The sequence below is a fragment of the Streptomyces sp. NPDC088794 genome (genome assembly GCF_044750545.1).
In the GTDB taxonomy this organism is placed as follows: domain Bacteria; phylum Actinomycetota; class Actinomycetes; order Streptomycetales; family Streptomycetaceae; genus Streptomyces.
The window spans coordinates 384,191-394,623 of the sequence record NZ_JBIVKB010000010.1 but is presented as its reverse complement, the minus strand read 5'-3'; the positions used below and the strand labels follow the sequence as shown (position 1 = coordinate 394,623).

At 68.7% G+C, this 10,433-nt stretch carries 10 protein-coding genes; 2 read left to right on the top strand and 8 right to left on the bottom strand.

Features of this window, described 5'->3' with window-relative positions:
- Positions 1–161 precede the first annotated feature (161 nt).
- From ACIP6U_RS27910 to thyX, 3 genes are all read right to left on the bottom strand, one after another.
- The gene (locus ACIP6U_RS27910; RefSeq protein WP_401723089.1) at positions 162–1,847 is read right to left on the bottom strand and encodes a ribonuclease J; all 1,686 of its coding nucleotides are present in this window, start codon (positions 1,845–1,847) and stop codon (positions 162–164) included.
- Positions 1,848–1,975: 128 nt separating this feature from the next.
- Positions 1,976–2,875, bottom strand: a complete 900-nt coding sequence (dapA, locus tag ACIP6U_RS27905) for a 4-hydroxy-tetrahydrodipicolinate synthase (protein ID WP_401723087.1) — start codon at positions 2,873–2,875, stop codon at positions 1,976–1,978.
- 193 nt (positions 2,876–3,068) lie between these two features.
- The gene (gene thyX / locus ACIP6U_RS27900; RefSeq protein ID WP_401723084.1) at positions 3,069–3,803 is read right to left on the bottom strand and encodes an FAD-dependent thymidylate synthase; all 735 of its coding nucleotides are present in this window, start codon (positions 3,801–3,803) and stop codon (positions 3,069–3,071) included.
- A gap of 174 nt (positions 3,804–3,977) precedes the next feature.
- Between thyX and ACIP6U_RS27895 the strand changes: the two genes are divergently transcribed.
- Both ACIP6U_RS27895 and ACIP6U_RS27890 read left to right on the top strand, forming a co-directional pair.
- Complete coding sequence (locus ACIP6U_RS27895) at positions 3,978–4,214, top strand: hypothetical protein (RefSeq protein WP_401723081.1); 237 nt, start codon at positions 3,978–3,980, stop codon at positions 4,212–4,214.
- A 90-nt stretch (positions 4,215–4,304) separates the two neighbouring features.
- Complete coding sequence (locus ACIP6U_RS27890) at positions 4,305–4,859, top strand: PH domain-containing protein (protein WP_401723079.1); 555 nt, start codon at positions 4,305–4,307, stop codon at positions 4,857–4,859.
- 112 nt (positions 4,860–4,971) lie between these two features.
- Here the strand turns inward: ACIP6U_RS27890 and ACIP6U_RS27885 are convergent, their stop codons facing one another.
- The 5 genes from ACIP6U_RS27885 to rpsO form a co-directional block, all read right to left on the bottom strand.
- Complete coding sequence (locus ACIP6U_RS27885; RefSeq protein WP_401723076.1) at positions 4,972–5,424, bottom strand: hypothetical protein; 453 nt, start codon at positions 5,422–5,424, stop codon at positions 4,972–4,974.
- An 8-nt stretch (positions 5,425–5,432) separates the two neighbouring features.
- Positions 5,433–6,185, bottom strand: coding sequence for a 4-hydroxy-tetrahydrodipicolinate reductase (gene dapB / locus ACIP6U_RS27880; RefSeq protein WP_401723074.1), 753 nt, complete (start codon positions 6,183–6,185; stop codon positions 5,433–5,435).
- A 26-nt stretch (positions 6,186–6,211) separates the two neighbouring features.
- Positions 6,212–7,591, bottom strand: coding sequence for a M16 family metallopeptidase (locus tag ACIP6U_RS27875; RefSeq protein WP_401723071.1), 1,380 nt, complete (start codon positions 7,589–7,591; stop codon positions 6,212–6,214).
- A complete protein-coding gene (locus tag ACIP6U_RS27870) occupies positions 7,588–9,804 on the bottom strand; it encodes a polyribonucleotide nucleotidyltransferase (RefSeq protein ID WP_401723069.1) in 2,217 nt (738 codons plus the stop codon). Before ACIP6U_RS27870 ends, ACIP6U_RS27875 begins: the two co-directional genes overlap by 4 nt.
- A 313-nt stretch (positions 9,805–10,117) precedes the next feature.
- Positions 10,118–10,405 (bottom strand): 30S ribosomal protein S15, encoded by a 288-nt coding sequence (gene rpsO, locus ACIP6U_RS27865; protein ID WP_073494901.1) that lies wholly within the window; start codon positions 10,403–10,405, stop codon positions 10,118–10,120.
- Between the last annotated feature and the right edge of the window lie 28 nt (positions 10,406–10,433).

Below are 10,433 nucleotides of genomic sequence, written 5' to 3'. Positions count from 1 at the left end.
CCCGCTGTGTGGTATTCCCCACCGGCTTGGGGCCCGGGTTCGCACCCACGACGCGGCGGGGTGCCCTTTCCGGCGTCGACGAAACCGTCCTGGGGGGGGCCGCCTCTAGGAACCTGGCGGGGCCCCGCTCCAAGGTCACGCGTACGAGGGGTCGTACGTGATCAGACCTCCACCACCACCGGGAGGATCATCGGCCTGCGCCGATAGGTGTCGGAGACCCACTTGCCGAGGGTGCGGCGGATGAGTTGCTGCATCTGGTGCGGCTCCACCACGCCGTCCTGGGCCGACCGCTCCAACACCTCCGAGATCCTCGGAGTCACCTCGCCGAAGACGGAGTCGTCGATGCCCGAGCCGCGGGCCTGGATGTGCGGGCCCGCCGTGATCTTGCCGGTCGAGGAGTCGATGACCACGAAGACCGAGATGATGCCCTCGTCGCCGAGGATCTTTCGGTCCTTCAGGGCCGGCTCGCCGACATCACCGACGGAGAGACCGTCGACGTAGACGTAACCCGCCTGGACCTTGCCCGAGATCTTCGCCTTGCCCTCGATGAGGTCGACGACCACGCCGTCCTCGGCGATGACGATCCGGTCGTGCGGGACGCCGGTGAGGGCGCCCAGCTCGGCGTTGGCCCTTAGGTGGCGCCATTCGCCGTGGACCGGCATCAGGTTCTTCGGCCGGCAGATGTTGTAGAAGTACAGGAGCTCGCCGGCGGACGCGTGGCCCGAGACGTGCACCTTGGCGTTGCCCTTGTGGATGACGTTGGCGCCCCAGCGGGTGAGGCCGTTGATCACGCGGTAGACCGCGTTCTCGTTGCCGGGGATCAGGGAGGACGCCAGGATCACGGTGTCGCCCTCGACGATCCGGATCTGGTGGTCCCGGTTGGCCATGCGGGACAGGGCCGCCATCGGTTCGCCCTGGGAGCCCGTGCAGACCAGGACCACCTGGCTGTCCGGAAGGTCGTCGAGCGTCTTGACGTCGACGACTAGGCCCGGCGGGACCTTGAGGTAGCCCAGGTCACGGGCGATGCCCATGTTGCGGACCATCGAGCGGCCGACGAAGGCGACCCTGCGGCCGTGCTCGTGGGCCGCGTCCAGAATCTGCTGGATGCGGTGGACGTGGCTGGCGAAGCTCGCCACGATGATCCGCTTGCGGGCGCTGCCGAAGACCTGGCGCAGCACGTTCGAGATCTCGCGCTCGGGCGGGACGAAGCCCGGGACCTCGGCGTTCGTCGAGTCGGCGAGGAGCAGGTCGATGCCCTCCTCGCTGAGCCGTGCGAACGCGTGCAGGTCCGTGAGGCGGTTGTCCAGCGGGAGCTGGTCCATCTTGAAGTCGCCCGTGTGGACGACCATGCCGGCCGGCGTGCGGATGGCGACCGCCAGCGCGTCCGGGATGGAGTGGTTGACCGCGACGAACTCGCAGTCGAAGGGGCCCACCCGTTCGCGGTTCCCCTCCGCCACCTCAAGGGTGTACGGGCGGATGCGGTGCTCCTGGAGCTTCGCCTCGATGAGGGCGAGGGTCAGCTTGGAGCCGATCAGCGGGATGTCCGGCTTCTCCCGCAGGAGGAAGGGGACACCGCCGATGTGGTCCTCGTGTCCATGGGTCAGGACGATGCCCTCGATGTCGTCGAGGCGGTCCCGGATGGACGTGAAGTCCGGCAGGATCAGGTCGATTCCGGGCTGCTCCTCCTCAGGGAAGAGCACTCCGCAGTCGACGATCAGCAGGCGGCCTCCGTACTCGAAGACCGTCATGTTTCGGCCGATCTCGCCGAGGCCGCCCAGTGGGGTGACCCGTAGGCCGCCTTCGGGGAGCGACGGGGGCGGGCCGAGTTCAGGATGCGGATGACTCAAAAGACTCTCCTCACCACGCACGCCACGTACCGATGGGCACGTGGCGTGCGTGACGTTCGTGCGTGTAGCAGTTGTCATTGTGGATTGCAGGCATCGGTGGCCCGCTTATTCAGTTGTGAAGTCTGGTGTCAGAGCTGTACCCCGCCGGCGGCAAGATCGATCTTGAGCTGCTCGATCTCTTCGGAAGTGCACTCGACCATCGGTGCGCGCAGCGGTCCGGCGGGCAGTCCCTGGAGGGTGAGCGCGGCCTTCGTGGTCATGACGCCCTGGGTGCGGAACATGCCCGTGTAGATGGGGAGCAGCTTCTGGTGGATCTCGGTGGCCTTCTGTACGTCGCCCGAGACGAAGGCGTCGACGAGGGCCCGCAGGTCGGGTGTGACGACATGGCCGACGACCGAGACGAAGCCGACCGCGCCCACGGAGAGCAGCGGCAGGTTGAGCATGTCGTCGCCGGAGTACCAGGCGAGGTCCGCGCGGGAGATGGCCCAGCTCGCGCGGCCGAGGTCGCCCTTGGCGTCCTTGTTGGCGACGATCCTGGGGTGCTCGGCCAGTCGGACCAGGGTCTCGGTGGCGATGGGGACGCCACTGCGGCCGGGGATGTCGTAGAGCATGACCGGCAGCTCGGCGGCGTCGGCGACGGCCGTGAAGTGTCGGTACAGGCCCTCCTGCGGGGGCTTGTTGTAATACGGGGTGACGACGAGGAGGCCGTGTGCGCCGGTCTTCTCGGCGGTGCGGGCCAGCTCGATGCTGTGGTGGGTGTTGTTGGTGCCGACGCCGGCCACCACGTGGGCCCGGTCGCCGACCGCCTCCAGTACGGCTCGTACGAGATCCGCTTTCTCCGCGTCGCTGGTGGTCGGGGACTCACCGGTGGTGCCGTTGATGATCAGGCCGTCGTTGCCTGCGTCCACCAGGTGGGTGGCGAGCCGCTGTGCGCCGTCGAGGTCGAGCGCGCCGTCCGCCGTGAAGGGCGTGACCATGGCGGTGAGGACCCTCCCGAAGGGGGTCTGCGGAGTGGAGGTCGGAGCCATGGGTAACACGCTACTCGCTGCTCAATGCGGGGTCTGCCCTTGGGGTGCGGGATAAGTCCGGACAAAGGAGGAGCCCGGTACTGCCTGCTCGGGGGTTCAAGCAGTACCGGGTCCGTTTGATCAGGCTAGATGAACTTCTCCAAATGCCGCAATACGGACACTTCGCTCGGCTGATCCGTACATGTGTGCCGGGTTACGGGGCGACACGGCCGTTGGTGTTGAAGGCGGCATGGGTGAGCGGCATGAGCTTGGCCCACTCCTCCTCCATCTTCTCGCCGACCATCTCGATCTCCCGCTGCGGGAAGGACGGCACCTTGGCCAGCTCGTGCTGGGTGCGCAGGCCGAGGAAGTGCATCAGCGAGCGGGCGTTGCAGGTGGCGTACATCGAGGAGTAGAGGCCGACCGGGAGGACCGCGCGGGCGACCTCGCGGGCGACGCCCTCGGCCAGCAACTTCTGGTACGCCGCGTACGCCTGTTGGTAGGACTCGTCGAGCACCGACTGGACCGCGGCGCGCTGGGACGGGGTTCCGTCGACGAAGACGTACTTGCCCGGACGGCCCTCCTGGACGAGCTTGCGTGACTCGTCGGGGACGTAGAAGACCGGTTCGAGCTCCCGGTAGCGGCCCGACTCCTCGTTGTACGACCAGCCCACGCGGTGTCGCATGAACTCGCGGAAGACGAAGATCGGGGCGCTGATGAAGAAAGTCATCGAGTTGTGCTCGAAGGGGCTGCCGTGCCGGTCCCGCATCAGGAAGTTGATCAGGCCCTTGGAGCGCTCGGGGTCCTTCTGCAGCTCTTCCAGGGACTGTTCGCCGAGGGTCGAGACGCGGGCGGCGAACAGGACGTCCGAGTCCGAGGCGCTGGATTTCACCAGCTCGACGGTGACGTCGCTGCGCAGGAACGGCTGGGTGTCGTCGCCGGAGGTCAAGGGGGGTCCTTCCCGTCACATCTGTGGTTCGCGCCCACAATACGGGGCCCCTGTGACAGGGAGGGAGGTGCCTTGCCGGAGGGAAATCTCGTGAAACGGGGCACCAATTGGGGCATTCACTCGTCTGTGGAGATGAGAGACGTTCGTTCGATCCCCGAAGGGAGAAGCACCCCGATGTCCAGTCGGCGCGAACCCGTCCCGTTCGCCTTCCTCGCCGAAGCCGACAGGTTCCGCAGCAATGTCGCTCCGCCGCCCCGGGAGCGGGCGTCCTTCGGCCAGACGGCCGGGCGTTGGCTGCTGGGGCTCACCATCGTCGCCGGGATAGCGGGTTCGCTGATCCTTGGCATGCCGGCGCTGTCCACCCCCACGTCCACGCCGGCTCAGCAATCACAGGCATCCCAGGGGCGTTGACTCCATCCGGACCCCACAGGTGGTGAGTGCGGACACAGCCGGATAACCTCACCGGGCACAGCCCATGCATGGATTGAGTGAGGACCAGCCGTGCCCCTGCCCTTCCTGACGGCCGACCGAACCTTCGAGACGGCGGACGACATCGCGCTGCCGTTCGACGACCGCGACCGCTGGCGGCGGCCCTACCGTCCCGGCCCCTGGCGCGTCGGCATGGCGGCCCTCTGGCTGCTGCTCGCCTCGTTCGTGCTGTTCTCCGCGGTCATCCTGGCGCTCACCACCTCGGCGTCCGAAGCCGGCGTGATCCTCGCGATCGCGTTCGCCGTCATCCTCTGCTCGCTGCGCCTGCTGCGCGTGGGCGTGTGGGTCAGCGCGCACGGGCTGCGCCGGGTGAGCTTCTTCGGCACGCGGACCACGCCCTGGGACCGGGTCGTCGCCGTGCGGACGGTCCAACAGCCGGTGCGCTGGCTGGGGTTGCCCCGGACCGTGCAGGGACAGGCGCTGGTCCTCGTACGCAGCGACCGCGGCCCGGAGGACGCGCCGGTGCTGTTGACGACGCACAACGCCGACTTCCTTGCGCGCACGGGGTCGTTCGACCGTGCGGCGGACACCATCGAGGCCTGGGCCGCGGAGAATCGTCGGCGCTGACGCCGACGGTCGTACGCAAGTCGCCTGTACTCAAGTCGAAGGGGCCGGCCCGCAGTTGGTGCGGGGCGGCCCCTTCGGCGTATCGCGGCGCGGGCATCCTTCGAGGATGCGGTCAGGCCTCGATGGTCCGGCCGTCGTGCAGGGCGATCGCCCGTTGCATCGCCTTGCGGGCGCGCGGGGTGTCGCGGGCGTCGTGGTAGGCGACGGCCAGCCGGAACCAGCTGCGCCAGTCGTCGGGGGCGGCCTCCGTCTCGGCCCTGCGCTTGGCGAACACCTCGTCGGCCGAGTCGCGGTCGATACGGCCGCCGGGGGTGCGCGCCAGTTCGTCGACGGGCAGGCCGCCCTCGGCGTCGAGTTCGGCGGCCAGCGCGTTGGCCCTGCGGACGAACTGGGTGTTCTTCCACAGGAACCACAGGCCGATCACCGGCAGGATCAGCACCGCCACGCCGAAGGTGACGGTCAGGAGCGTGCCGGACTGGATCAGCATGACGCCGCGGCTGCCGACCAGGACGAAGTAGAAGACCAGGACGGCGGCCGTGACGGCGTAGGTGAGCTTGGCTCGCATGGCAGGTGTCAGCCCAGGTCCAGGAAGTGTTCCAGGCCGAAGGTGAGGCCCGGAGTGGTCACCACGCGGCGCGCGCCGAGCAGGATGCCCGGCATGAAGCTGCTGTGGTGCAGGGAGTCGTGGCGGATCGTCAGCGTCTCGCCCTCGCCGCCGAGCAGGACCTCCTGGTGGGCGAGGAGGCCGCGCAGGCGGACCGAGTGCACGGGGACGCCGTCCACACTGGCGCCGCGCGCGCCCTCCAGGGCCGTCACCGTGGCGTCCGGCGCGGGCGCCGAGCCCGCCTCCGCCCGGGCCTCGGCGATGAGCTGGGCGGTCCGGGCGGCGGTGCCGCTGGGGGCGTCGACCTTGTTCGGGTGGTGTAGTTCGATGACCTCGACGGACTCGAAGTAGGGCGCGGCAATCTGCGCGAACTTCATGGTGAGGACGGCGCCGATGGAGAAGTTCGGCGCGATGAGCACGCCGGTCTCCGGGGACTGGGCGAGCAGGTCCTTGAGGTGCGCGAGGCGGTCGTCGGTCCAGCCGGTGGTGCCGACGACCGCGTGGATGCCGTGCCGGACGCAGAAGTCGAGGTTGCCCATCACCGAGGCGGGGGTGGTCAGTTCGACCGCGACCTGGGCGCCGGTGTCCGCCAGCGTCTCCAGCTTGTCGCCCCGGCCGAGGGCGGCGACCAGCTCCATGTCCTCGGCCGCCTCGACGGCCCGTACCGCCTCCGCACCGATCCGGCCCTTGGCACCGAGGACGGCCACGCGCAGCTTGCTCATGTTCCTGCTTCCTTACCGGAGGGGTGTCAGGCGACGGCTTCCTGCAGACGGGACGCCTGTTTGTCCTTCAGCGGCCCGATGACCGACAGCGAGGGCCGCTGTCCCAGGATGTCGCGGGCGACCGCGCGGACGTCGTCCGGGGTGACCGACGCTATCCGGGCCAGCATGTCGTCGACGGACATCTGCTCGCCCCAGCACAGCTCACTCTTGCCGATGCGGTTCATGAGCGCGCCCGTGTCCTCGAGGCCCAGGACCGTGGAACCCCGGAGCTGGCCGATCGCGCGGTCGATCTCGTCGTCGGACAGGCCGTGCTCGGCGACCTGGTCGAGTTCGTCGCGGCAGATCTTCAGTACGTCGTGGACCTGCGAGGGCCGGCAGCCGGCGTAGACGCCGAAGAGGCCGCAGTCGGCGAAGCCGGACGTGTACGAGTACACGCTGTAGGCCAGGCCGCGCTTCTCCCGGACCTCCTGGAACAGGCGGGAGGACATGCCGCCGCCGAGGGCCGTGTTGAGGACCCCGAGCGCCCAGCGGCGGTCGTCCGTGCGGGCCAGGCCGGGCATGCCGAGGACGACGTGCGCCTGTTCGGTCTTGCGGCCGATCAGTTCGACGCGGCCCGCGGTGCGCAGGGCGCGGCGGCCGTCGCGCGGGGCGATGGGCGCGGCGTCGGCGCTCTTGAAGGCGCCCGACTTCTCGAAGGCGGCGCGGACCTGGCGTACGACCCTGTTGTGGTCGATGTTGCCGGCGGCCGCCACCACCAGGTGGGTCGGGTCGTAGTGCTTCTTGTAGAAGCGGCGGATGCGGTCGGCGGTGAGGGCGTTGACCGTGTCGACCGTGCCGAGGACCGGGCGGCCGAGGGGGTTGTCGCCGAACATCGTGTGCGCGAACAGGTCGTGCACGCAGTCGCCCGGGTCGTCCTCGGTCATGGCGATCTCTTCGAGGATCGCGCCGCGCTCGACGTTCACGTCGTCCTCGCGGATCAGCGAGCCCGTGAGCATGTCGCAGACGACGTCGATGGCGAGGGGGAGGTCGGTGTCGAGCACGCGCGCGTAGTAGCACGTGTACTCCTTGGCGGTGAACGCGTTCATCTCGCCGCCGACCGCGTCGATGGCGGAGGAGATGTCCAGCGCGCTGCGCTTGGAGGTGCCCTTGAAGAGCAGGTGCTCCAGGTAGTGCGTGGCGCCGTTCAGGGACGGCGTCTCGTCACGGGAGCCGACGTGCGCCCAGATGCCGAAGGTGGCGGAGCGCACCGAGGGCAGCGTCTCGGTGACGATGCGCAGGCCGCCCGGGAGGGTGGTCTTGCGGACCGTGCCGATGCCGTTGGTGCCCTCGATGACGGTTTGGGTACGGGCGACGGCCCGCGCCTCCGAAGAGGTGCGGGCCGTCGCCGTGGAGCCGCTCGACGTCACTGGTCGGTGTCGTCCTTCTTCTCGTCGTCGCTCTCGCCCTCGATCACGGGGATCAGGGAGAGCTTGCCGCGGGAGTCGATCTCGGCGATCTCGACCTGGACCTTGGCGCCCACGCCCAGCACGTCCTCGACGTTCTCCACGCGCTTGCCGCCGGCGAGCTTGCGGATCTGCGAGATGTGCAGCAGACCGTCCTTGCCCGGGAGCAGCGACACGAACGCACCGAAGGTCGTGGTCTTGACGACCGTACCCAGGTAGCGCTCGCCGACCTCCGGCATGGTCGGGTTGGCGATGCCGTTGATCGTGGCGCGGGCGGCCTCGGCCTGCGAGCCGACCTGGGCACCGATGTAGATGGTGCCGTCGTCCTCGATCGTGATCTCGGCGCCGGTGTCCTCCTGGATCTGGTTGATCATCTTGCCCTTCGGGCCGATGACCTCGCCGATCTTGTCCACGGGGATCTTGACGGTGATGATCCGCGGGGCGTTGGGGGACATCTCGTCCGGCGTGTCGATCGCTTCCATCATCACGTCGAGGATGTGGAGGCGGGCGTCACGGGCCTGCTTGAGGGCCGCGGCCAGGACGGAGGCCGGGATGCCGTCCAGCTTGGTGTCCAGCTGGAGGGCGGTCACGAACTCCTTGGTGCCGGCGACCTTGAAGTCCATGTCACCGAAGGCGTCCTCCGCACCGAGGATGTCGGTGAGGGCGACGTAGTGCGTCTCGCCCTTGATCTCCTGGGAGATCAGGCCCATGGCGATACCGGCGACCGGGGCCTTCAGGGGCACACCGGCGTTCAGCAGCGACATGGTGGAGGCGCAGACCGAGCCCATGGACGTCGAACCGTTGGAGCCGAGGGCCTCGGACACCTGACGGATCGCGTAGGGGAACTCCTCGCGGGTCGGCAGGACCGGGACCAGGGCGCGCTCGGCGAGCGCTCCGTGGCCGATCTCGCGACGCTTCGGGGAGCCGACGCGGCCGGTCTCGCCGACGGAGTACGGCGGGAAGTTGTAGTTGTGCATGTAGCGCTTGCGGGTCACCGGGGAGAGGGTGTCCAGCTGCTGCTCCATCCGGAGCATGTTCAGGGTGGTGACGCCCAGGATCTGGGTCTCGCCACGCTCGAACAGCGCCGAGCCGTGCACGCGCGGGATGGCCTCGACCTCGGCGGCGAGCGTACGGATGTCCGTGACGCCGCGGCCGTCGATGCGGACCTTGTCCTTGATGACGCGCTCACGGACCAGGGACTTGGTCAGCGAGCGGTACGCGGCGGAGATCTCCTTCTCGCGGCCCTCGAACTGCGGGAGCAGCTTCTCGGCGGCGAGACCCTTGACGCGGTCCAGCTCGGCCTCGCGGTCCTGCTTGCCCGCGATGGTGAGCGCCTGGGAGAGCTCGTCCTTGACTGCGGCGGTGAGCGCCTCCAGGACGTCGTCCTGGTAGTCGAGGAAGACCGGGAACTCGCCGGTGGGCTTGGCTGCCTTGGCGGCGAGGTCGGCCTGGGCCTTGCAGAGCACCTTGATGAAGGGCTTCGCGGCGTCCAGACCGGAGGCGACGACCTCCTCGGTGGGCGCCTCGGCGCCGCCCGCGACCAGCTGGATGGTCTTCTCGGTGGCCTCGGCCTCGACCATCATGATGGCGACGTCGCCGTCCTCCAGGACGCGACCGGCGACGACCATGTCGAAGACGGCGTCCTCGAGCTCGGTGTGCGTCGGGAAGGCGACCCACTGGCCGTTGATCAGCGCGACGCGGACGCCGCCGATCGGGCCGGAGAAGGGCAGACCGGCCAGCTGCGTGGACGCGGAGGCCGCGTTGATCGCGACGACGTCGTACAGGTGGTCGGGGTTGAGCGCCATGATCGTGGCGACGACCTGGATCTCGTTGCGAAGGCCCTTCTTGAAGGACGGGCGCAGCGGGCGGTCGATCAGGCGGCAGGTGAGGATCGCGTCCTCGGAGGGACGGCCCTCGCGGCGGAAGAAGCTGCCGGGGATCTTGCCGGCGGCGTACATCCGCTCCTCGACGTCCACCGTGAGGGGGAAGAAGTCGAGCTGGTCCTTGGGGTTCTTGGAGGCGGTGGTGGCCGACAGCACCATGGTGTCGTCGTCCAGGTACGCCACGGCGGAGCCGGCGGCCTGCTTGGCCAGGCGGCCCGTCTCGAAGCGGATGGTGCGGGTACCGAAGGTGCCATTGTCGATGACGGCCTCGGCGTAGTGGGTCTCGTTCTCCACTAGCGTGTTCTCCGTTACTTTTCGTCTGCTTTTCGTCTTTTGTCCCGATCCGCCCGTATGGCGGGGGGACATGAGCGGAGAAGCGCTCCACCTGTTGCGGGCCGGTCTTCGATCGAAGCACCCGGGTTCGCATTGCCCGGGAGCCACTACCGAGGACCGGCGGCGGCGAGGTGCGCTTCTCCTCGTGCTGTTGCGTTGTGCTACCACACTACAAAGCGGGTGTGACACTCCGCACGTTTCCGCACGTACGGCGGCACAAACGGCGAAGGGAGCGGCCCCCGATCGCTTCGGGAACCGCCCCCTTCACGGCGTACTACTTGGCGCCCGCCGCACCGCGACGGATGCCCAGGCGGTCGACCAGCGCACGGAAGCGCTGGATGTCCTTCTTGGCCAGGTACTGGAGCAGCCGGCGGCGCTGACCGACCAGGATCAGCAGACCACGACGGGAGTGGTGGTCGTGCTTGTGGGTCTTGAGGTGCTCGGTCAGGTCCGAGATGCGGCGCGAGAGCATGGCGACCTGGACCTCGGGGGAGCCGGTGTCGCCCTCCTTCTGGCCGAACTCGCCGATGATCTGCTTCTTCGTGGCGGCGTCGAGCGACACGCGTACTCCTCATGGTCTGTGTGCCTTC